Origin of the sequence: Methylobacterium sp. Leaf118 (assembly GCF_920984675.1) — a bacterium.
Taxonomy (GTDB): domain Bacteria; phylum Pseudomonadota; class Alphaproteobacteria; order Rhizobiales; family Beijerinckiaceae; genus Methylobacterium.
Window position 1 is genome coordinate 14806 of record NZ_CAKLBV010000043.1, and the last position, 21129, is coordinate 35934.

The 21129-nt window shown below is 72.6% G+C and carries 16 protein-coding genes; 5 read left to right on the forward strand and 11 right to left on the reverse strand.

What is annotated here, in order from left to right; translation table 11 throughout:
• The first annotated feature begins 213 nt into the window (after positions 1 to 213).
• Together LW587_RS16805 and LW587_RS16810 are read left to right on the forward strand one after the other, a co-directional pair.
• Positions 214 to 2397, forward strand: coding sequence for a TonB-dependent receptor (locus LW587_RS16805; RefSeq protein WP_232630743.1), 2184 nt, complete (start codon positions 214 to 216; stop codon positions 2395 to 2397).
• 88 nt (positions 2398 to 2485) lie between these two features.
• Complete coding sequence (locus LW587_RS16810) at positions 2486 to 2929, forward strand: hypothetical protein (RefSeq protein ID WP_232630744.1); 444 nt, start codon at positions 2486 to 2488, stop codon at positions 2927 to 2929.
• A 7-nt stretch (positions 2930 to 2936) separates the two neighbouring features.
• On the opposite strand, the gene LW587_RS16815 is transcribed toward LW587_RS16810, so the two are convergent.
• The 6 genes from LW587_RS16815 to yajC form a co-directional block, all read right to left on the reverse strand.
• Complete coding sequence (locus LW587_RS16815) at positions 2937 to 4607, reverse strand: methyl-accepting chemotaxis protein (RefSeq protein ID WP_232630745.1); 1671 nt, start codon at positions 4605 to 4607, stop codon at positions 2937 to 2939.
• Positions 4608 to 4826: 219 nt separating this feature from the next.
• A complete protein-coding gene (locus tag LW587_RS16820) occupies positions 4827 to 5726 on the reverse strand; it encodes a phytoene/squalene synthase family protein (RefSeq protein ID WP_232630746.1) in 900 nt (299 codons plus the stop codon).
• 44 nt (positions 5727 to 5770) lie between these two features.
• The gene (locus tag LW587_RS16825) at positions 5771 to 6157 is read right to left on the reverse strand and encodes an Mth938-like domain-containing protein (protein ID WP_232630747.1); all 387 of its coding nucleotides are present in this window, start codon (positions 6155 to 6157) and stop codon (positions 5771 to 5773) included.
• Between the two features lie 34 nt (positions 6158 to 6191).
• Positions 6192 to 7139 (reverse strand): protein translocase subunit SecF, encoded by a 948-nt coding sequence (secF, locus tag LW587_RS16830; RefSeq protein WP_232630748.1) that lies wholly within the window; start codon positions 7137 to 7139, stop codon positions 6192 to 6194.
• Positions 7140 to 7225: 86 nt separating this feature from the next.
• Positions 7226 to 8833: a protein translocase subunit SecD gene (secD, locus tag LW587_RS16835; RefSeq protein WP_232630749.1), complete on the reverse strand. Its 1608-nt coding sequence runs from the start codon at positions 8831 to 8833 to the stop codon at positions 7226 to 7228.
• A 62-nt stretch (positions 8834 to 8895) separates the two neighbouring features.
• Positions 8896 to 9228, reverse strand: a complete 333-nt coding sequence (gene yajC / locus LW587_RS16840) for a preprotein translocase subunit YajC (RefSeq protein ID WP_232630750.1) — start codon at positions 9226 to 9228, stop codon at positions 8896 to 8898.
• A gap of 368 nt (positions 9229 to 9596) precedes the next feature.
• Here yajC and LW587_RS16845 point away from each other — a divergent pair, with 368 nt between their 5' ends.
• Positions 9597 to 10475 (forward strand): ATP-binding protein, encoded by an 879-nt coding sequence (locus tag LW587_RS16845; protein ID WP_232630751.1) that lies wholly within the window; start codon positions 9597 to 9599, stop codon positions 10473 to 10475.
• Positions 10476 to 10540: 65 nt separating this feature from the next.
• Here LW587_RS16845 and LW587_RS16850 read toward each other — a convergent pair whose 3' ends face one another.
• From LW587_RS16850 to LW587_RS16870, 5 genes are all read right to left on the reverse strand, one after another.
• The gene (locus LW587_RS16850) at positions 10541 to 14641 is read right to left on the reverse strand and encodes a Pls/PosA family non-ribosomal peptide synthetase (protein ID WP_232630752.1); all 4101 of its coding nucleotides are present in this window, start codon (positions 14639 to 14641) and stop codon (positions 10541 to 10543) included.
• Positions 14642 to 14864: 223 nt separating this feature from the next.
• Positions 14865 to 15770, reverse strand: a complete 906-nt coding sequence (locus tag LW587_RS16855) for a hypothetical protein (protein ID WP_232630753.1) — start codon at positions 15768 to 15770, stop codon at positions 14865 to 14867.
• Positions 15771 to 15782: 12 nt separating this feature from the next.
• Positions 15783 to 16766 carry an SPFH domain-containing protein gene (locus LW587_RS16860; protein WP_232630754.1) on the reverse strand — a complete coding sequence of 328 codons (984 nt, stop codon included), beginning with the start codon at positions 16764 to 16766 and terminating at the stop codon, positions 15783 to 15785.
• A gap of 16 nt (positions 16767 to 16782) precedes the next feature.
• Positions 16783 to 17502 carry an NUDIX domain-containing protein gene (locus tag LW587_RS16865; protein WP_232630755.1) on the reverse strand — a complete coding sequence of 240 codons (720 nt, stop codon included), beginning with the start codon at positions 17500 to 17502 and terminating at the stop codon, positions 16783 to 16785.
• Positions 17503 to 17611: 109 nt separating this feature from the next.
• A complete protein-coding gene (locus LW587_RS16870) occupies positions 17612 to 18208 on the reverse strand; it encodes a histidine phosphatase family protein (RefSeq protein WP_232630756.1) in 597 nt (198 codons plus the stop codon).
• A gap of 122 nt (positions 18209 to 18330) precedes the next feature.
• On the opposite strand from LW587_RS16870, the gene LW587_RS16875 reads away from it, so the two are divergent.
• Both LW587_RS16875 and LW587_RS16880 read left to right on the forward strand, forming a co-directional pair.
• Entirely contained in the window at positions 18331 to 19383 is a 1053-nt protein-coding gene (locus LW587_RS16875; protein ID WP_232630757.1) for a polyphosphate kinase 2 family protein, read from the forward strand.
• A 393-nt stretch (positions 19384 to 19776) separates the two neighbouring features.
• The gene (locus LW587_RS16880) at positions 19777 to 21099 is read left to right on the forward strand and encodes an FAD-binding oxidoreductase (protein ID WP_232630758.1); all 1323 of its coding nucleotides are present in this window, start codon (positions 19777 to 19779) and stop codon (positions 21097 to 21099) included.
• The last annotated feature ends 30 nt before the right edge of the window (positions 21100 to 21129 follow it).

The window sequence follows — 21129 nt, forward strand, 5'->3', positions numbered from 1 at the left end:
CGCTCCGCCGTTCCAGGTGGTCGCCCCGTGCCGGCGCGCACGCGGGGGCGGCGGCTGATGCAAGCCGGCCACAGATGCATGCCGGCCACATCGGCCCGCCCGCGATGCGACGGGGCCGGAGGGGTACTTGCAACATTGTAACATTCAGGAGATGAAACATTGTAACGTGACGGGAAGAGGTCGGGCAGGATGCGGCGCGGGCGTTCGAGACGGTTGCTGCTGGCGGCGGGCGTGGTTCTGGTGGGTGCGCCCGGCTCCGTCACCGCGGCGCGGGCGCAGGCGGCGGCCACACTGGAGGAGATCAGCGTCACCTCGGAGAGCCCGATCCAGGGCCGGCGCGGCCCCCCGGCGGCGGCGGTCCCCGCGGCGATCCCCGCGGCGCGGGCCGCGGAGGTGCTGCCCGTCGTCACCGACACGTTCTCGCCCGTGACGGTGGTGCCCCAGGAGCGGATCGCCCGTGACCAGCCGCGCACGCTCGGCGACGCCCTGTCCGACCGGCCGGGCATCTCGTCCTCGACCTACGCGCCGGGGGCGGCCTCGCGGCCGATCATCCGCGGCCTCGACCAGGCCCGGGTCCGCATCCAGGAGAACGGCATCGTCAACGGCGGCGTGTCCGATCTCGGCGAGGACCACGCGGTGCCGGTCAATCCGCTCAACGCCAGCCGGATCGAGGTGATCCGCGGCCCCGCGACCCTGCGCTACGGCTCGGGCGCCATCGGCGGCGTGGTCTCGGCGGAGAACAACCAGGTGCCGACCTTTATCCCGGCACGCGGCGTGACGGGGCAGGTCACGACCGGCTTCTCCAGCGTCGACAATGGTCGGCTCGGGGCGGCGAGCGTCGATGCGGGCGGCGACGGGATCGCGGTCCATGCCGACGGCTTCGCGACCGCGGCCGATTCCTATGCCATTCCCGGGGGCATCCAGCGCAACTCGGCCTCCGAGACGCAGGGCGGTTCGGTCGGCCTCTCGGCGATCGGCGACCGGGGCTTCGTCGGCGTCGCCTACAGCCACTACAACGCCCTCTACCAGATCCCCGGCGGCGAGGCGGCGGAGTCGCGCAGCCGCCTCACCCCGAACCAGGACCGCCTGCTCGCCCGGGGCGAGTACCGGCCGCTGGCGGGGCCGTTCGAGGTGCTGCGCTTCTGGGCCGGCGGCGCGGTCTACCGCCACGAGGAGATCGGCCGCGGCCACGGCGACCACGATCACGGCGACGAGGACCACGACCATGACCACGCCCACTCGGGACCCGCGGGCGAGGGCGTGCAGGCGATCTTCAAGAACCGGGAGGTCGAGGCCCGGTTCGAGGCGCAGCACGTGCCGGTCACGACGCCCTGGGGCACGCTCACCGGCGCATTGGGGATCCAGACGAGCCGGCGGGTGCTCAACTCGCAGCTCGAGAGCTTCCTGCCGCCGACCGAGTCGCGGGTGCTGGCCGCCTACCTGTTCGAGGAGCTGAGCCTCGGCAACGGCCTGCGCGTCCAGGCGGCGGGCCGGATCGAGGGCGACCGGCTCAACAGCCTCGCGACCCGGTTTCCCGGCAGCTTCCTGCCCGGGGACGGCGACCCGGTGAGCGCTCCCCTGACGCGCCGCTTCGCCCCTAAGAGCGCGAGCCTCGGCGTCCTGCAGGACCTGCCCCACGGCTTCGTGGCGAGCCTCAACGGCTCCTATGTCGAGCGCGCGCCGACCGGCTACGAGCTGTTCTCGCAGGGGCCGCACCACGCCTCGGCGACCTTCGAGATCGGCGACCCGACCCTGCGGCTGGAGCGGGCCCGCACGATGGAGCTCTCGCTGCGCCGGGCGGAGGGGCCGTTCCGGCTCGACGCGACCGCCTACCTCACCCGCTACACCGGCTTCATCTCCCGCCGCGACACCGGCAACCGCTGCGACGACGACTTCGCCTCCTGCGGCAGCGGCGACGAGCTGCGCCAAGTGGTCTATTCACAGGCCAACACGACCTTCTACGGCGCCGAGATCGGCGCCCAGCTCGACCTCCTGCCCGTGGGCGACGGCTGGGCCGGCCTCGAGGCGCAGTACGATTTCGTGCGCGCCCGGTTCGACGACGGCACCTTCGTGCCCCGCATTCCGCCCCACCGGCTCGGCGGCGGCGCCTTCGTGCGGTCGGGCGGCTGGTTCGCCCGGGTGAACCTGCTCCACGCCTTCGACCATATCGAGATCGCCCCGTTCGAGACGCCGACCAAGGGCTGGAACGACCTGCGCGCCGAGCTGTCCTACACCCAGGCGCTCGATCCCGCGCTCTCCGGCGCCACCGAGGTGACGCTCGGCCTCCAGGGCCGCAATCTCCTCGACGACGACATCCGCAACTCCGCCTCCTTCAAGAAGGACGAGATCCTGCTGCCGGGGCGAAACCTCCGGCTGTTCCTGACGGCGCGGTTCTGAGGGCGGGCGCTGCCCTCGCCGCCGTCCCGGCGTTCGACAGGCCGCGCGCTCCGGCCTAGGATCGCCCGGCAACCAGGAGGGGGCGGTCATGGCGACGGCGATGCCGATGACGGGGCTGGCGGCGGTCCGGGCTCGTCCCGCGGTCGCGCGGGCGTCCCCGCCGTGGCGCGGGCCGCGGTTGCTCCTCCTCGGCGCGACGTTCGCCGCGTCCGGGACCGTGTGGCTCGCGAGCGGCGCCTCGCCGCCCTCGGTCGAGGCGGATCTCGCCCGCGTGCTGCTCTTCATGGCCGGGCTCAAGCTCGCCCTGGCGGTCCTCGCCGTCGCGGTTGGCCTGTGGCGCCTGTCCCGGCCGGCGCGGGGCTGGCGCGGGATCGCCTATGTCGGCGGACCGCCGCTCGCCGTCGCCGGCGCGCTGCTGATGCTGACCCTCGACCATCTCGGCCTCGCCGCCCTCGGCGTCCATGCCGGCCTCCTGGCGGTGCTGGCCGCGGCCCTGACGGACGCGCAGTTCTTCGCGGGCCGGACGGCGTAGGGTCCGATCAGGCGGCCCGGACGGTGGCGAGGAAGCCCGAGACCTCGGCGCTGAGATGCTCGGATTGGCGCGACAGCTCGGCGGAGGCCGACAGCACCTGATGCGCCGCGGCGCCCGTCTCCTCGGAGGCCTGGGCCACCTCGGCGATGCTGCCCGTCACCGCGCTCGCGCCGCTCGCCGCCTGCGCCACGTTGCGCACGATCTCCTGCGTCGCCGCCCCCTGTTCCTCCACCGCCGCCGCGATGCCGGTCGCCACGCCGTCGATCTCGCGGATGCGGGCGGTGATGCCGCCGATGGCGGTCACCGCCTGATCGGTCGCTCCCTGGATCGCGCCGATCTGGCCGGCGATCTCGTCGGTGGCCCGCGCGGTCTGGCCGGCGAGTTCCTTCACCTCGGAGGCCACCACGGCGAAGCCGCGTCCCGCCTCGCCCGCGCGCGCCGCCTCGATGGTGGCGTTGAGCGCCAGGAGGTTGGTCTGGCTGGCGATGGAGGAGATCAGGCCGACCATGTCGCCGATCCGGGCCGAGCTCTGCTTCAGCGCCTGGACGAGGATCGCGGTCCGGTCGGCCTCGGCCACCGCGGCCTGGGCCAGGGCGGCCGAGTTGCCGACCTGACGGCCGATCTCGTGGACGGAGCAGCCCAGTTCCTCGGCGGCCGCCGCCACCGTGTTGACGTTGGTCGCCGCCTCCTCGGCGGAGGCCGCCACGGTGGTCGAGCGGGAGGCCGTCTGCGCGGCGCTCGCCGTCATCTGCTGCGCCGTGGACTGGAGTTGGATCGCCGAGGAGGACACCCGGCCGACGATGCTGCCCACCGCCCGCTCGAACCCGTCGGCCATCTGGCGCATGCCGGCCCTGCGCTGCTCCTCCGCCGAGGCGCGGGCGAGTGCCGTGTCCTCTTCCAACCGGCGCGTCCTGACGAGGTTGTCCCTCGCGTCCTTGACCGCGTTCGCGATCGCCCCGATCTCGTTGGCACGGCCGGTGAAGGGCACCGCCGCCTGCAGGTCGCCCGCCGCCAGCGCCCGCATCCGCGCGATCAGGCGGTCGAGCGGGCGGGTGAGGCCCAGCACCACGAAGGCGAGGCCGGCCAGCCCGGCCGCGAGGGCGAGGCCGCCGAGGAGGACCGTGAGCCGGAGGGCGTTGTCGTAGGTGTCGGCCGCCGCCGTCCTGGCGCGATCACCGCCCTCCAGGTTGATCGCGGTGCCCTGGTCGAGGCTCTTCACCGATCCCTCGAAGCTGGCGCGCGAGGCCGAGAAGAGTTCGCCCATCCGCTTCTGGTCGCCGGCGAGCGAGGCCGCCTGGAGCTGGGACCGCACGGCGAGGTAGTCGCTCCAGTGCTTGCGATAGGCGGTCCAGGCCGCCCTCTCCGCCTCGCTCGCGATCAGGGGCGCGTAGCGGTCGGCCGTCGCCTCGACTTCGGCGAGCCGCCCCTCGCCGACCTTGACCAGATCGGCGTTGGGCTCGGTGGCCGTGACGAAACGGGCATCGGCCAGCCTCAGGCGGGTGATCCGATACTTGAGTTCCCCGAGTTCGCGCACGCTCGGCAGCCAGTTCTCGGTCAGGTCGATGGCATTGGCGTTCACAGCCCGCAACTGTGTCGTTCCCAGTGCCCCCTGAGCCAGGATCGCCAGGGAGAGGCCGCCGACCAGCCCGATGAGCGTATGCTTGATGCGAAGGTTCACGGCCGAGCCCCAATTTTATACTGGAGTTTTGCGTTCTCGGGAGTGAAAGAAGCGTAAATTCACATCAAATGTAATGATAACCTGACGGCTTTCGCCGTCGCGTTGCACTTCCCGGGATGGGACATCCGCGCGACGGGAGCATCGTCCCGAAGGATGGTTGCGGCCTCCCGGACAAGACGATGCGCCGAGGGGAGCGTCGCGGGTGGGAGCCGCGGCGCCTCAGGCAGCGCGGCGCGCCGCCCGCCACAATCGCCACAGGCGGCGCCAGCGGGGCATCTCGACGAGGCTGTGGAGCGGGTCGTAGCCGGGCCGCTCCATGGCGGCGAGGTAGGGCTCGACCAGGGCGGTGGGCAGGAAGGCCGGCCGCGCGGCCGGGGCGATCGTGGCGCGGGCCGCCGCGCAGGCGGAGAGATGGGTGCGCGCGAGGCGGCGCAATTCGGCGCAGACCCGCACCAGACCGGGGCCGCCGCGGCCCGAGACGATGTCCTCGCGCGTCACGCCGTTCTGCCGCAGGAGGTCGGCGGGCAGGTAGACCTGGCCCTGGCGGGCATGCCAGGGCAGCGCCCGCAGCAGCCCGGTGATGCCGTAGGCCACGCCCGCATGGCCCGCCGCCGCCGCCCCCCCGGGTTCGGCCCCGTCGGCGAGCACCAGCCCCGAGAGGCGGATCAGGGACGAGGCCGTCTCGCCGCAATAGCCTTCGAGGTCGTTCACCCGGGGCATCGGGTCGTCGTAGAGGTCGAACACCCGGGCGTCGATCAGGTCGACGAAGGGCTGGCGCCCGAGCCGGCGCGCGACAATCGCGTCCTCCAGGGCTGCCGCGACCGGGTTGGCCCGCACGTCGCCCCGGGCCTCGCCCTGGAGCGCGTCGCGCCACCATTGCAGCCGGATCTCCCCCGCCATCGGGTTGCCCGCCGCCTCGCGCACCCGGGCGACGGTGAGGCTGAAGGCCGAGAGCGCGAACAGGTGGGGCCGGAACGCGGCCGGCGCGAACAGGGTGGCGAAGTAGCGATCGGGATCGCCCTCGCGCACCAGCTCCTCGCAGTGGCGGAAGGCGAAGGCGAGGCCGCCATTGTCCGGGGCGGGGCTCGGCGCGGTGCGGGTCTCAGGGCGCGGCGTCATGGAGCGGGGCTCGTGCGACGGCGGTGGGACAGGGGGGCAAGGGCTCAGGGAACCGCGATCAGCGCGGCCGCGACCTTGCGGTTCTCGGCCATCAGGATGTTGTAGGTGCGCGCCGCCGCCCCCGTCTGCATGGCGTCGAGGCCGATACCCGCGGCCTTGAGACGCTGGCGCAAGGCATCGGGCAGGAACACGATGTCGAGGCCGGTGCCGACGAGCAGGAGTTCGATGCTCTCGCGCTCCGCCAGGACCGGGGCGAGGCTCCGCCCGTCGATGCCGGAGGGTTCGGTCACGTCCCAGGCCTGGATGCCGGAGGGCAGCATCAGGATCGAGCCGCGATGCGACATCTGCCCGAAGCGGAACCCGCCATTGCCGTAGGCGTCGATGCCGTGGCGGCCGGGCAGGAAGCCCTCGTAGAGACGTCCGTCGCTCATGCCGGCCCTCGCGCGCGCGCTCTCGCCGCGCCGGTCACTCGGCCGCCTGCGGCGCCAGCCCGGTCTCGCGCTGCCCCGATTTCGCGCCCGAGAGCGTCAGCCCGATATAGATCAGCGCGGGCGTCGAGACGAAGATCGCCGAGTAGGTGCAGATGACGACGCCGGCCAGCATCACCACGGCGAAGCCCTTGATCGCCTCGCCGCCGAACATCACCAGCGCCACGAGCGACAGGATGGTCGACATCGAGGTCATCACCGTGCGCGACATGGTGGAGTTGATCGACAGGTTGAGGAGCTCGACCACCGGAATGGTCTTGTAGCGGCGCATCAGCTCGCGGGTCCGGTCGAACACCACCACGGTCTCGTTGAGCGAGTAGCCGACAATGGTCAGGATCGCGGCGATCGAGGTCATGTTGAACTCGATTCCCGTGACGATGAAGATGCCCACCGTCAGCACGATGTCGTGCAGCGTGCCGACGATGGCGCCGAGCGCCAGTTCGCGCTCGAAGCGGAACCACAGGTAGAGGAGCACCGCGAGCACCGAGAGCACCACGCCGACGGTGCCGGACTGGACCAGCTCGCCCGAGACGCGCGGGCCGACGGTTTCGGTGCGGCGGAATTCGTAATGCGCGTCGAAGGCGGCGTGCGCCTTCTGCATCACCGTGGTCTGGCCCTGCTCGCCGGCCTGGAGCGGGAAGCGCACCAGCACCTGCCCCTCGCCGCCGAGTTCCTGCACCTCGGTCTCGCCGAAGCCGAAGCCGTTGGCGGTCTCGCGGATCTCGGCGACGTTGGAAGTCTGGCCGGGCTTGACCTGCAGCTCGACGAGCGTGCCGCCCTTGAAGTCGATGCCGTAATTGAGCCCCACGGTGAGGAACAGCACCACCGTCGCCACGGAGATGAAGGCCGAGAGCGGGAAGGTGAGGTGCCGGAACCGCATGAAGTCGAAATGCGATTCATCGGGCCAGAGGCGGAGCAGGCGCATGGTCGGTCTCGGAGCCTGAAGGCGGCGCGCGCCTTGTCATCAACGGCGAAGCGGCCCGCCGCGTCCCCGCGGCCGGCCGGCGAGAGTCAGAACGGCAGGGCTTTCGGCCGGAAGGCGTTGTACCACACCGCGATCATCATGCGGGTCAGCGTCACCGCCGTGATGACCGTGGTGAGGATGCCGAGGATGAACACCACGGCGAAGCCCTTCACCGGGCCGGAGCCCATGAAGAACAGGATGATGGCGGCGATCGCCATGGTCGAGTTCGAGTCGATGATGGTGGCGAAGGCCCGGTCGAAGCCGGCCTGGAGCGCCGAGACCAGGGAACGGCCGGAGCGGGCCTCCTCGCGCATGCGCTCGTAGATCAGCACGTTGGAATCGACCGCGGTGCCGATGGTGAGGACGATGCCGGCGATGCCGGGCAGCGTCATCGTCGCCTCCAAGACCGACATCAGGCCGAGGATCAGGCCGACATGGACGAAGAGCGCGATGTTGGCGATGAAGCCGAACACGCCGTAGGTCGCGAACATGAAGACCACCACGAGCGCGGCGGCGACCAGGGTGGCCCTCGTGCCGGCCTCGATCGAGTCGCGGCCGAGGCCGGGGCCGACCACGCGGCGCTCGACCACGGTGAACTTGGCCGGCAGGGCGCCCGCGCGCAGCAGCACCGAGAGGTCGTTGGCCTGCTGGACCGTGAAGTTGCCGGTGATCTGGCCCGAGCCGCCGGTGATCGCCGAGCGGATCACGGGGGCCGACTGCACCACGCCGTCGAGCACGATCGCCATGCGGCGCCCGACATTCTCCGAGGTCGCCTGACCGAACTTCTGGGCGCCCTTCAGGTTGAACTTGAAGCTCACCATCGGCTCGTGGGACTGCGGGTCGAAGGCCGGCTGGGCGTCGGTGAGTTCCGCACCGCTGGCCATCACGCGCCGCTCGACCGGCACCTTGGCGCCGCCCTCGTCCTTGTTGGGCAGGAGATCGACGTCGCCCGAGGGCGAGTCCGCGAGCATGCGGAATTCGAGTTTGGCGGTGGAGCCGAGCAGCGCCTCCAGGCGGCTCGGATCCTGTTCGCCCGGCACTTGGATCAGGATGCGCTCGGCGCCCTGCTGCTGGATCGAGGGCTCCAACGTGCCGGTGGAGTCGAGGCGGCGGCGGATGACCTCGATGCCCTGGCTTACGGCGCGGCGGGTGTTGTCGATGAGGCCGGCATCGCTGAGGGTGATCTGGATCAGGCCGTCGGGCTGCTCGCTCACGTCGAGCGTGTTTCCACCCCCCGGTCCGGCGATGGCGTTCTGGATCGGCTGGGAAAGCTCGCGCAGCTTCGGCAGCACCTTGGCGCGGGCGGCCGCATCCGGGATGCGCACCTGCACGCCGCGCTTCAGCGTCTGGATGCCGCCGTCGGCCCGCACGCCTTCCTTCTGGAGCGCACCGCGCACGTCGTCGCGCAGGGCCTTGACCTTGGAGCCGACGAGGTCGTTCTGATCGACTTCCAGCAGGAGCTGCGAACCGCCCTGGAGGTCGAGGCCGAGCACGATCGCCCGCTGCGGGATGACCCAGCTCGGGAACCACGCTGGCAGCGAGGCCATGAACGCCTTGCGGCTGTCGGCCGGGACGAAGCTCGGCACCGCGAGGCTCAGGCCGATCAGGATGATGGCGAGCGTCGCGATGATCTTGGTTCTCGAGAAGCGCAGCATCCGCCCGTTCCGACTTTTTGTCATGGGTGCCGGAGGTTGGCCCGGCACGCTCACATGGCGCCTCAGGAGGCCTTGACCGGGGCGCCCTTGACGCGGACCTCGGAGACCATCGTGCGCACGACCTTCACGCGGACGTTCGGGGCGATCTCGACCTCGATCTCGTTCGAATCGTCCGTGACCTTGGTGACGCGGCCGACGAGGCCGCCGGTGGTCACGATCGTGTCCTCCCGGCGCACGTTCTTGACCATGCTCTGGTGGTCCTTGAGCCGGCGCTGCTGCGGGCGCAGGATCAGGAAGTACATGATCACGAAGATCAGGACGAAGGGGACGAATTGCAGCGCGACATCCGCGCCGCTCGCGGCTCCGGCTCCTTGCGCGAAGGCGGGGGTGATCACGCTGTCAGACTCCTGGGATGAGACGGGCCCGGAGGGCCGCGGAGATTCCGGGCCCTCGCGAGACGACGGGCCTGTCGAAAAGCGCGCGGACTATAGCCACGGGCGACTCGAAAGCAACGTCATGCTGTTTCGGCCTCCGTCGCCGGCGCCCGCCTCCGCGGGCTTAGGCCCTCGCTCCGCCAGACGGCCTCGGCCAAGGCCGAGACCCGCTGCGCGGGGCGCTCTTCGCGCCCGGCCATACGGTGCTGCCGCGCGCTGCAGGCGCCCGATCCGCCGGCCTCACCGCGCCTCCCCATTTTCGTGGGAAGCGCCTACACAGCCGCGCGACACGAGGGAGGAGTCCCTCCCCCTGCAAACCGGACAACGCCATGGCCGCTGAGCCGACGCCCGCCGACCTGCTGCCGCTGCTGGAGCGGATCGCCGCCGCCCTCGAACGCGCCGCGCCCCCGACCGTCCCGCGGGTGGAGACGAGCGGCGCCGACGCCTTCCTGTGGGGACCCGAGCGCCGGCTGATCCCGGTGCCGCGGGTCAACCGGGTCGAGATCGGGATCCTGACCGGCATCGACCGGGCCCGCGACACCCTGGTGGAGAACACCGAGCGCTTCGCCCGAGGCCTGCCGGCCAACAACGCCCTGCTGTGGGGCGCGCGCGGGATGGGCAAGTCGTCGCTGGTCAAGGCGGTGCATGCCGCGATCAACGCGCGCCGGCCCGAAGGCGCCCGGCCGATGAAGCTCGTCGAGATCCACCGGGAGGACATCGAGGCGCTGCCCGCGCTGATGAGCCTCCTGCGCGACGATCCCCATCGCTGGCTCGTCTTCTGCGACGACCTCTCGTTCGACGCCGACGACACCTCCTACAAGTCGCTCAAGACGGCGCTCGACGGCGGCATCGAGGGCCGGCCCGGCAACGTGCTGTTCTACGCGACCTCCAACCGGCGGCATCTGCTCGCCCGCGAGATGGTCGAGAACGAGCGCTCGACGGCGATCAATCCCGGCGAGGCGGTGGAGGAGAAGGTCTCGCTGTCCGACCGCTTCGGCCTCTGGCTCGGCTTCCACAAATGCAGCCAGGACGAGTATCTGGCGATGATCCACGCCTATGTCGCGCGGCACGGCCTCGCGGTCGAGCCGGAGCGGCTGCGGGCCGAGGCGCTCGAATGGGCCACCACCCGCGGCTCGCGCTCGGGCCGCACGGCGTTCCAGTTCATCCAGGATCTGGCGGGCCGCCTCGGACAGCGCCTCGACGGCTAGCCATGTGGTCCCCGGGACGGGACCCGGCGGGCCGCCTCCTCCCCTCCGGCGGACGACCCGCCGCCTCAGGCCGCCTCCGCCTTCGCCACCGCGTGCACCACCGGCACGGCGGGCGCGCCCTCCCACTCCGAATGGGCGGGGATCGACTCGCCCTTCATCACGATGGTGAGGGGGCGCAGCCGCGCGAAGTCGCCGACATGGCTGTCGTAGAGGACGGTCGAGAAGGCGCCCACCGAGACGCCGCGCCCGACCACGACGGGGCCGACCTTCATGATGCGGTCCTCGTAGAGGTGGGTCTGGAGCGCCGCCGAGCGGTTGATCGCGGCGTAATCGCCGATCGACACGCAGTCGAACTCGGTGACGTCGGTCATGAGCAGGCAGGTGCCCTGCCCGATCTTCACGCCGAACAGCCGCAGCACCCAGGGCAGGAACGGCGTGCCCATCAGGTGTTCGAGCAGCACCTTGCCGGCCAGGCCCCAATAGGCGACGGCGATGGCCTCGGTGCGCATGGCCCACCACGACCACATCGGCCGCATCCCGGGGCTGTAGGCCCCCATCAGCAGCCATTTGAGGGCGATGACGCTCGAGGTCTGGATCAGGGCGATGACGACGCTGGCGATCACGAACGAGACCGCGAGGCCGAGCCAATCGCCCTCCAGGATCGCAGGGTAGAACACCCAGTCGATCGCGCAGATGGCCAGCGACAGGTAGAGCATCGGCGAGAACGAGGTCGCGAAGGCCTCGAACAGGCCACGCCGGAGCTTGGCCGCCACGCTCGGCTCGAAGGTCTGGGCCTGCGAGCCGAGATCGACCCGCTGCCGCACCGGCAGGCGGATCGGCGGCGAGCCGAACCACGTCTCGCCCGGATGCATCGCGGCGTTGGCGGGCGGCTTCGACTTGATCCCGATCAGCACGTCGTCGGGAATCTTGACGCCCGGGGGTAGGACCCCGTCGTTGCCCACGAAGACGCGGGCGCCCGTCTCGACGGGGTGGAGATGCATCCAGCCGCGGCGGATTTCCTCCTCGCCCACCACGACCTCGTCGGCGATGAAGTTGTTGGGCCCGACCGCCACGAGGTCGTGGCGCGAGCCCAGATTGGTCGAGATCTCCGCGCCCCGCCCCATCCGGGCGCCGAGCAGCCGGTACCATGCCCGCATGTAGACGGTGGCGAACAGCGACGAGAGCGTCTCCAGCGTCACCTCGGAGGCGAGGGCGACGAGCCATTTGCGGAGATAGAAGCCCGACCAGATCGAGTAGGTGCCCGCGCGCCGCCGCGGCAGCACCGCCCAGCGGATGCCCGCGATGAGCAGCACCGTGCCCGCCGTCATCAGCATGGCGGTGGGCCAGGTCAGCAGCGGCAGATAGGCATGGTAGTCCACGTCGGTGATCTCGGAGAGCCGGTCCGAGATCTGGTCGAAGACGTAGAAGGCCGGGAAGATCGGCAGAAGGCCGATCGCCGGCACCGCCGCGAGCAGGAAGGCGTAGACGACGCCGAAGGCGAGCCGCCGGGCCGGCGAGGCGGTGGCGGGCTCGGGCAGGGCGGCGAAATCGACGGTGCCGACCCGGCGGCCCGGCGAGCCGTCCCAGGCCTCGGCCGGGCCGACCTCGGTGCCGGCCGGGACCGTGGTCAGGTCGGCGATCTCGGCATGGTCCCCGATCACGGCGTCGCGGCCGATCACGCAGGACGTGCCGATCATCGCGTCGGCGCCGATGGTGACGGGGCCGATGATCAGCTCGTTGCCGACGACCTCGGCGTTGGCGATCACGAGGCGCCCTCCCAGCGAGGCGCCCCGGCCGATCGTGAGGAGGTCCGGGGCGCCGACATCGAGGTCGGAGATCAGCACGTCGTCGCCGATCCGCGCGCCGAGCAGCCGCAGATAGGTGGCGATGACCGGCGAGCCCTGGAGCCACTTGATGTGGACGAGCGGCGTCAGGCGCTGCGCCAGCCACCAGCGGTAATAGTAGACGCCCCAGAGCGGGTAGCGCCCGGGGCGCGTGCGCCCGAGGATCAGCCACTTGCCGAGGATGGCGATGCAGGCCGTGACCGCGTTGATGCCGATATAGACCAGCAGCAGGACCGCCAGTTCGCCCCAGAAGCCGAGCCCGCCGCCGGTCAGCAGCAGGTAGGTCACGAAGATGCCGAGCCATTGCGCGGTGGCGAGCGCGATCACGAAGGGCAGCGCGGCGGCCTGGGCCAGCCCGCACAGGGCGCGCCGCCGAAGCGGGGGCGGTTCGAAGCTCAGGTCCCGGATCGCGGTGGCCGCGCCCGCGCCGCCGGTCCGCTCGATCAGGCTCGCGGCCATCGTCCGGAGGGTGCGGCCGGCATAGACGTCCTGCAGGGTGATGCCGGCGAGCGCCGGCGTCTCGCGCACCGCGCCGACGAAGCGGGCGGCCAGCAGCGAATGGCCGCCGAGGTCGGCGAAGAAGTCGGCCTCGAACCCGATCGGCCCCTCGCCGAAGACCTTCTTGGCGGCGGCCAGCAGGGCGGCCTCGGTCTCGTTGTCGGGGGCCTCCTGCGTGCCGTCGGCCGCCACGACGGTGAGCGGGGCGATCCTCAGGGCCTTGCGGTCGACCTTGCCGGAGGTGAGCCGCGGCAGGGTCTCCACCGTCTCGAAATGGCCGGGCACCATGTAGGGCGGCATCTGCGCCGCGAGGCCCTTCCGGAGCGCCGTCCGGTCGATCTCGGCGCCGCGCTCCGGCACGAGGAAGGCGACGAGGCGATCCACGTCGTCGTCGCGGCGCAGCACCACCGCCGCCTGGTTGATCCCGGCCTCGCCCCGGATGCGGGCCTCGATCTCGCCGAGCTCGACCCGGAAGCCCCGAACCTTGACCTGATCGTCGATGCGCCCGTGGAACAGGATGTCCCCGTCCTCGGTCATCGAGACGGCATCGCCCGAGCGGTAGAGGACGGGGTCGCTCCCGTCGGAGGCGAACGGGTTGGCGACGAACTTTTCCGCGGTCAGTTCGGGGCGCTTGAGATAGCCCGCCGCCACGCCGGGGCCGCCGATCAGCAACTCCCCCTGTTCGCCGGGCCCCAGGAGGTTCAGCGCCTCGTCGGCGACATACACGGAATAATTCGGGATCGGGCCGCCGATGGTGACGGGCCGGTCCGGCCGCATCTCCGCGGCGGTCGCCACGACCGTCGCCTCGGTCGGCCCGTAGGTGTTGAACAGGCGCCGCTCGCCACTCGCCCAGCGCGCCACCAGCGGCTCGGGCAGGGCCTCGCCGCCGAGGAGCACGAGGCGGACGCTGGGCAGGTCGCCCGGGATCATCGCCAGCAGCGTCGGCACCGTGTCGAGCACGGTGACGCCCGCGCCCGCGATGATCGCCGGCAGCGCCTCCACGTCGCCCATCATGGCCGGGCTCGCCACGAACAGGCCGGCGCCGACCAGATAGGGCACCCAGATCTCCTCCATGGAGAGATCGAAGGCGACGGAGGCGCCCTGGAACACCACGTCCTCGGGCCGCACCCCGTAGACCGCGTTGCCCGAGCGCAGGAAGTGGCAGATGTTGGCGTGGCTGATGACGATGCCCTTCGGCACGCCGGTCGAGCCCGAAGTGTAGATCAGGTAGGCCGGGTGCTGCGGGGTGAGGCCGGCCGCGTCGAGATCGGGGGCGGGCGCGCCTTCGGGGGCCGCGCCGAGCAGGTCGGCGGTCGTGACGAGGGTGACGCCGTCCGGGGCCTGCGCCCTCAGCCCCTCCGAGACGAACAGGGCCTTGGCGGTCGCGTCCGCGAGGCACACGGCGACGCGGTCGGCGGGCGCCTCCGCGTCGAAGGGGAGCCAGGCCGCGCCCGACTTGGTGATGGCGATCTGCGCGACGAGGAGTTCCGGCCCCCGCGCCATCCACAGGCCGACCACGTCGCCCGGGCCGATGCCGCGGCCGGCGAGCGCCGCGGCGAGCCGGTCGGAGCGGGCATCGACGGCGGCATAGGTCAGGACCGGCGGGGCCTCGCCCGGGCGGGCCGCGGCGGCGTCGATCAGGCAGGGCGCCTCGGGGCGGGCGGCGGCGCTCGCCCGGAAGATCGTCGACAGGGTCTCGTGCCGGATCAGGTCGGGCCGCGCCGCGCCGCGCAGGACCGCGCGCGCGGTCGCCCCCGCGCCGCCCGGCCGGCCCTCTCCGGCGCTCTCCTGCACGGTCCGGCTCTTCCCGGCGAGGCCGTCCATCCCGATGCTCCGTCCCGAATCCCGAGCGGCGGATGGTGTCCCACCCGCATGACAGGCGCCTGATGCGAGGCGCACGGGGCGGTTTTGCGACCGGATCGCGCCGCCCCGGGGGCTGCCGTCGCACGTCCCTTACACCCGTCGGGCCGCGAGGGAACCCGTCCGCGCCGGACCGAGCCCTCCGCCCGGCACGGTTTCCCTGGTCCCGGCCCGCCGGAACGGGGCCTCACCCGACCACGAGATGGAGCCGGCGCGGGGCCGGCGACAGGCTCACCTGCCGCCCCCAGCCAAAGTCCAGGAAGTCCTGCTCGATGCCGTCGGCGAAGACGACGCCGCCCTCGTTCATCCGCGAGGTGACGCGGAGCGGCGCGGCGAGCTTGCCGGCTCGCATCCGCGCGGCGGTCGCGCGGCCGGGGAAGGGCTCGCGCACCCAGTAGCCCACCGCCGGCTCCTCCGGCCCGAGGGGCAGGCCGAGATGGGTCGCCTCCGCGATCGACCGGGCCCAGCCGGTGGCTCCGGTCCCGGAGGCGACGATGAGTCCGCTGGAGGCCTGCTCCTCCCCCGTCTCGGGGCCCTCCTGTGCCGCGGTGTCGATCCGGTAGCGGGCGGTCTGGTGACTGCGGTGGCCGACGTAAACCTCGTTGAGGGCGAACAGGCGCTCGCCCCCGTCGAGGATCGCCTGGACCATGGTCCGCCGCTCCAGCGCCACGTCGCCCGCCACGCTCGCCGGAAGCAGCCGGGCGAGCCGCGCGACGGGGTTGCGCACCAGCACCCCGTCGTTGCGGTCGGGGGCCGGGTCGATCCCGATCACCGGCTGGCCCTCAAGATACTTCGCCACGTTGGCCACGAGCCCGTCCTGGCCCACCGCGACGATCACGTCGTCGGGGCCGAACAGGAAGCGGTCGAGCGCCTCCCGGCCCACCAGCGCCTGCCGCCAGCCCGCGGGCACCGCGCCCCGCGCCTGCGCCAGCACGCCGTGGAAGCGGGTGTGCTCCGCCTCCACCGCCTCGATCCGCTGGCCGCGGCTCTCCAGGAAGAACCGGGCCTGCCCGCTCGTGGCGTGGCGGGCGATCAGGCGTTCGTAATCCGTCTCGCGGGTGACGAAGACCGCCCGGTTGGTGAGCGCTGCCATGACACGATCCCGTCAGCGCGCCGCGACCCGGGCGGGAGCCTCGCGCAGCTGTCCCATCACCGTGGCCAGGAGATCGGGCGTCACGGTCACGTGCTCGATCGTCTCGAGCTTGCCCGCGAGCGCCTGCGCGGCGAGGCCGAGCAGCAGGCCCGGCGGCAGGTCGCGGTAGGCGGCGACGCGGGCGGCCTCCGCCTCGGCCCGGGCCCCCTCCACGGCGCGGATGCGCGCGGCCTCGGCCTGCGCCTCCAGCCCCTGGGCCTCGGCCTGACCCACCGCCCGGTCGCGGGCGTTCTGCGCCTCCTGGGCGATGAGCTGCGTCTCCTGCCGGGCGAGCTCGGTCTTCGTCGCGAGTTCGTTCTCGGCGATGGCCCGCTCCTTCTCGACGGCGAGCGCCCGGCGGGCGAAGGTCGCCTCGTCGGCCTTCTGCTGGAGCGCCTCGTAGGTCGGGGTCTGGAGCGCCCGCTCCAGCTCGCGGCTCGGGGCGAGGTTGGCCAGGCGCACGCCGACCACGGCGATCCCGATCTCGGCCAGCCCGGGATCGGCGGCGAGCGCCGCCTGGAGCTCCGTCCGAAGGGCCTCGGGCCCGGCCTCGAGCAGGGCGCGCACCGGCGCCTGACCGAGGAATTGCTGCACCGCCTGGGCGGCGAGCCCGCTGATGCGCGCCTCGATCTTCTCGATCGGCTCCCCCCGCCACTGCCCGTCGCTCAGCCCGATCGAGAAGTCGATCCGGCGCGCCAGGCGCTCGGGATCGGCGACATGCCAGCCGACCGTGCCCTGCACGGCCAGGGCCTGGAAATCCCGGCTGCGGCCCTGGACGAACAGGGTCATCTCGCGGTCGTCCATCGGCAGCTCGCTGATGCTCGCCGTCTCCGGCTGGAACCAGAAGACGAGGCCGCGCCCGCTCCGGCGTACCCGGCCGTTGTGGAAGCGGATGACGTGGCGGCTCGCCTCGCTGCGGAGCTGGGAGGCGAAGCCGAAGCGGCGGATCGTGGCCATGGCGGATTCCTGTCGATCACGGGGTTTTCTGGAAGCGGAACAGCTCGGCCGGGCGGTAGGAGGTGCCGGCCTCGTGGCGGCCCGTGGGCGCGAGCCAGCCGCGGTCGAGCATCCGGCGCCGGAAGGCCGGCTTGTTGAGCGCGGTGCCGAGGATCGCCTCGTGCACGTCCTGGAGCTGGCGCAGGGTGAACAGCGGCGGCAGCAGGGCGAAGCCGACCTCGGAATAGTCGAGCTTGCCCCGCAGCCGCCGCAGGGCGACGCCGAGGATCTCCCCGTGGTCGAAGGCGAGCGGCAGGCCCTCGCCCCGCTCGGTGGCGGCCTCGGCCGGCCCGTCGGGCGCCGCGGGCAGGGTGAGCGCCGCGGCCCGGAGCGACGGCGCCTGGGCCAGGGCCTCGGCCAGCGCCGCCTCCGTCAGCAGGCCGAGATAGGCCACGCTGACGATGCGCATCCGCGGATCGCGGGTGAGGGCGCCGAAGGTGAAGAGCTGCTCCAGATAGGCCTGCGCCGCGCCGGCCTTCTCCCGCAGGACCCGCCCAGCCGCCGCCTCGAGATCCTCCGCGATCCCGACGAAGCCGCCGGGCAGGGCCCAGCGCCCGGCATGGGGATGCTGGGCCCGCGGGCCCAGCAGGACGACCGGGCGCCCTCCCCTCAGGCCCAGCAGCACCAGATCGACGGCGAGCGCGGGCCGCGGGTAGTCGGCGGGATCGTAGCGGGCCAGGAACTCGGCCTCGGTCATCGCCCGGCCTCCTTATATCCAGTCTGCGTCTTAGTTATGCGCGAAATGGATATAAGTCAAGCGGATGCGCGTCGGCCGCCGTCCGTGCGAGGCGCGGTGCTCCGCCGGGTCAGGCCCAGCGCCAGCCTTGCCCTTCGAGGACGAGGACGCTGCCCTGGCGGATGCCGAGGCGGGGCGCGGCGTAGGTGTCGAGATGGCCCAGGATGACGAGGAGCGCCCGGGCGATGCCGCCATGGGCGACCATCACGGTCGGGCGGCGCAGCTCGGCCACCACCTCCTCGACCCGGGCCTCGACCATGGCGTAGCTTTCGGCGTTGTCGCCGCGGGGCCGGTAGCCCCAGCGGTCGCGGTCGCGCGCCAGGGCGCTGGCGGGGTCGCGCCGCCGGATCTCGGCCCAGGTATGGCCCTCCCAGGCGCCGAAGCCGATCTCCCGCAGGCGGAGGTCGGTGCGGTAGGCGGTCTCCGGCAGGCCGATGCGGGCGCGCACGGTCTCCATGGTCCGGCGGGTGCGCAGGAGCGGGCTCGCCACGTAGTCGGCGGTGGGGAGATCCGCCCCGGCGACGCGGCGCAGACGGTCGGCGACCTCCTCGGCCTGGGCGAGCCCGCGGGCGTTGAGGTCGATGTCGCGGTGGCCCTGGAGCCGCCCTTCCGCATTCCAATCGGTCTGGCCGTGGCGCAGGAAGTAGATCGTCGGGGCCCCGCTCACGCCGCTTCGCTCCCAAAAGCGCGGGAACGGCGGGGGCGGCGCATCTGTTTGGGGCTCAAGCTTTCCCCTCCGGCGGGTCCGGACCGTCCCTGCGATCGGTTCACGAGCGAGTGATCTTCGGCATGAGCAAGCAGAACGGCAAGGATCCGGGTGGTCCGCAGGCGGGGAAAAGCCGGGAAACGACGTCGCAGGGCGACGGGCCCTCGAAGGCGCGGAGCAAGGGGCAGGCCACCGGGCAGGCCACCGCGCGCGGCACGAAACCGGCCGAGGACCATCCGCCCTCCTCCGCCCGCTGGGCTCGGGCGGCGGATGCGGGCGCGGGCACCGCCCCGAGCCTGTCGCCCCACCTCCACCCGGTCCTGGCGCCCGCCGCCCCCGGCATCGTCACCGTGGAGCCCGGCCCGCGCTTCTCCCTCGCCTCGGTCGATCCGGACGCCACCGGCGGCCTCGACAAGGCCGAGGCCAAGGCGGCGCTCGCCGGGGAGCGGACCCGGATCAAGGCCCTGCAGGAGCGGCTCTATGCCGAGCGCCGTCGCAGCCTCCTCGTCGTGTTCCAGGCGATCGACACCGGCGGCAAGGACGGCACCATCCGCGCCGTGCTGGAGGGCGTGAACCCGCAAGGGTGCCGGGTCTGGTCGTTCAAGGTGCCGAGCGCCGAGGAGCTCGATCAGGATTTCCTGTGGCGCTACCACGCCCGCACCCCCGGCCGCGGCCTGATCGGGGTGTTCAACCGCAGCCACTACGAGGACGTGCTGGTGGTGCGGGTGAAGGGGCTCGTGCCGGAGGAGACCTGGCGCGAGCGTTACGGCCTCATCAACGACTTCGAGCGGCTGCTGACGCTCTCGGGCTGCACCATCCTCAAGTTCTTCCTCCACATCTCCAAGGACGAGCAGAAGGAGCGGCTCGAGGCGCGCCTGGGGGATCCGGAGAAGCACTGGAAGTTCGACCCCGCCGACCTCGTCGAGCGCAAGAGCTGGGACGCCTACCAGACCGCCTTCGACGACGCGCTCTCGCGCTGCTCGACCCCCTACGCCCCCTGGCACGTGGTGCCGGCCAACCGGAAATGGGCCCGCAATCTCATGGTGGCCCGCACCATCGCCGACACGCTGGAGGCCATGGACCCGCGTTTCCCGCCGCCGCGGGACGGGATCGCGGGGCTGACCGTGCCCGATTGAGGGATTGCGGGCGCGACGGTCCCGTGCGCCCGGGCACCGCGCCGGCGCCGCGCCGGGGCGAGGCTGCGCGGCATGGGTGCACCGGGCCGACGCGGCGTGCCTCACGAAACGCCCGGATCCCCGGCCGCCTCCGTTCCGGTCCGGACGGCGGGGCGGGCGTTTCGGGGGAGGCGCACGAGGCCGTGAGGGCGCCCGCCTGAGGCGCTGCCCCCGATGCCGTCCCCCGCTCCGACCCGTCGCACCGTCCTCGGACACTTGGCCGCCGCGCCCCTGGCGCTCTCGGTCCCGGTGTCGCTCCCCTTGTCCTTGCCGGTGCCGCGCGCGCGATCGGCGGGACTTCCGTCACCGGCCGGCGCCGCTTCCGTCGCTCCCGTCCTGAACGATGCCGGCCGGATGAGCCCGACCCGGGTCGCGCGCCACGTCCTGGTGCCGTCCGAACCCGGCGAGGCGCGGGTCGCCCGCCTGCGGGCCGAACTCAAGGCCGCGGCGGCGGAGGGGCGCCCCGTCGCCGTCGGCGTGGCCCGGCATTCCATGGGCGGCCAGAGCCTCGTGCCCGAGGGCGTCGCGCTGACCCTGGAGGGGGGCGGGGTGGAGATCGACACGGCCGCCCGGCGCTACCGGGCCGCGGCCGGCACCCGCTGGCGGCAGGTCATCCCGGCCCTCGACGCGGCCGGCCTGTCGCCCGCCGTCATGCAGTCGAACAACGATTTCGGCATCGGCTCGACCTTCTGCGTCAACGCCCATGGCTGGGCGGTCCCGTGCGGGCCGTTCGGCACGACGGTGAGGCACCTGCGCCTCCTGCTCGCGGACGGGACGCTGGTCGCCTGTTCGCCCACCGAGGAGCCCGAACTCTTCGCCCACGCCATGGGCGGCTACGGCCTGTTCGGCCTCGTCGTCGATCTCGAGCTCGACGCCGTGCCGAACCGTGCCCTGGCGCCCGACCTCGCCCGCCTGCCGGCGGACGGGTTCGCCGACGCCTTCCTGCGCACCGTGCGCACGCCGGAGGTCGCCATGGCCTATGGCCGCCTCTCCGTGTCCCGGTCGCGTTTCCTGGAGGAGGCCGTCCTCGTCGCCTTCCGGGCGCGGACCGGGCCGGTGCCGCCGCCGGAGGCCGCATCCCTGCCCTGGCTGCAGCGGCTGATCTATCGCGGGCAGACCGGCAGCGAGGCGGGCAAGCGCCTGCGCTGGCTGGCCGAGACGCAGGTCGCGCCGCACCTCGCCCCCGGCCGCGTCGCCCGCAACGCCCTGCTGAACGTGTCGGCGGCGGTCCTGGCGAATCGCGATCCCGCCCGGGTCGACATCCTCCACGAGTATTTCCTGCCGCCGGAGGGGCTCGCCGCCTTCCTCGCGGCCTGCCGGACGATCCTGCCTGCGGCCGGGGGCGAGCTCCTCAACGTGACGCTGCGCCATGTCGAGGCCGACCCGATCGCCTGCCTCGCCTACGCGCCGCAGGCGCGGATCGCGGCGGTCATGTCGTTCTCGCACGATCGCACGCCGGAGGCGGATGCCGCCATGGGGGCCATGACGCGCCGCCTCATCGAGGCCGCGATCGGACTGGGCGGGAGCTTCTACCTGCCCTACCGGACGCAGGCGCATCCCGACCAGGTCCGCCGCGCCTATCCCCGCGCCGACGCCTTCGCCGCGCTCAAGCGCCGCTACGATCCCGATCTGCGCTTCCGGAACGGGCTCTGGGACGCCTATTTCGCGCAGGCCTGACCCCCGCCGCCGGCGCCGCCGGACGCGCTG

What these genes read in the sequence shown, in the direction of transcription:
- LW587_RS16880 (WP_232630758.1), top strand. Translation starts at nt 19,777, where the DNA reads ATGAGCCCGACCCGGGTCGCGCGCCACGTCCTGGTGCCGTCCGAACCC.
- secD (WP_232630749.1), bottom strand. Translation starts at nt 8,833, where the DNA reads ATGCTGCGCTTCTCGAGAACCAAGATCATCGCGACGCTCGCCATCATC.
- LW587_RS16810 (WP_232630744.1), top strand. Translation starts at nt 2,486, where the DNA reads ATGGCGACGGCGATGCCGATGACGGGGCTGGCGGCGGTCCGGGCTCGT.
- LW587_RS16845 (WP_232630751.1), top strand. Translation starts at nt 9,597, where the DNA reads ATGGCCGCTGAGCCGACGCCCGCCGACCTGCTGCCGCTGCTGGAGCGG.
- LW587_RS16820 (WP_232630746.1), bottom strand. Translation starts at nt 5,726, where the DNA reads ATGACGCCGCGCCCTGAGACCCGCACCGCGCCGAGCCCCGCCCCGGAC.
- LW587_RS16855 (WP_232630753.1), bottom strand. Translation starts at nt 15,770, where the DNA reads ATGGCAGCGCTCACCAACCGGGCGGTCTTCGTCACCCGCGAGACGGAT.
- LW587_RS16825 (WP_232630747.1), bottom strand. Translation starts at nt 6,157, where the DNA reads ATGAGCGACGGACGTCTCTACGAGGGCTTCCTGCCCGGCCGCCACGGC.
- LW587_RS16875 (WP_232630757.1), top strand. Translation starts at nt 18,331, where the DNA reads ATGAGCAAGCAGAACGGCAAGGATCCGGGTGGTCCGCAGGCGGGGAAA.
- LW587_RS16850 (WP_232630752.1), bottom strand. Translation starts at nt 14,641, where the DNA reads ATGGACGGCCTCGCCGGGAAGAGCCGGACCGTGCAGGAGAGCGCCGGA.
- LW587_RS16860 (WP_232630754.1), bottom strand. Translation starts at nt 16,766, where the DNA reads ATGGCCACGATCCGCCGCTTCGGCTTCGCCTCCCAGCTCCGCAGCGAG.
- LW587_RS16865 (WP_232630755.1), bottom strand. Translation starts at nt 17,502, where the DNA reads ATGACCGAGGCCGAGTTCCTGGCCCGCTACGATCCCGCCGACTACCCG.
- secF (WP_232630748.1), bottom strand. Translation starts at nt 7,139, where the DNA reads ATGCGCCTGCTCCGCCTCTGGCCCGATGAATCGCATTTCGACTTCATG.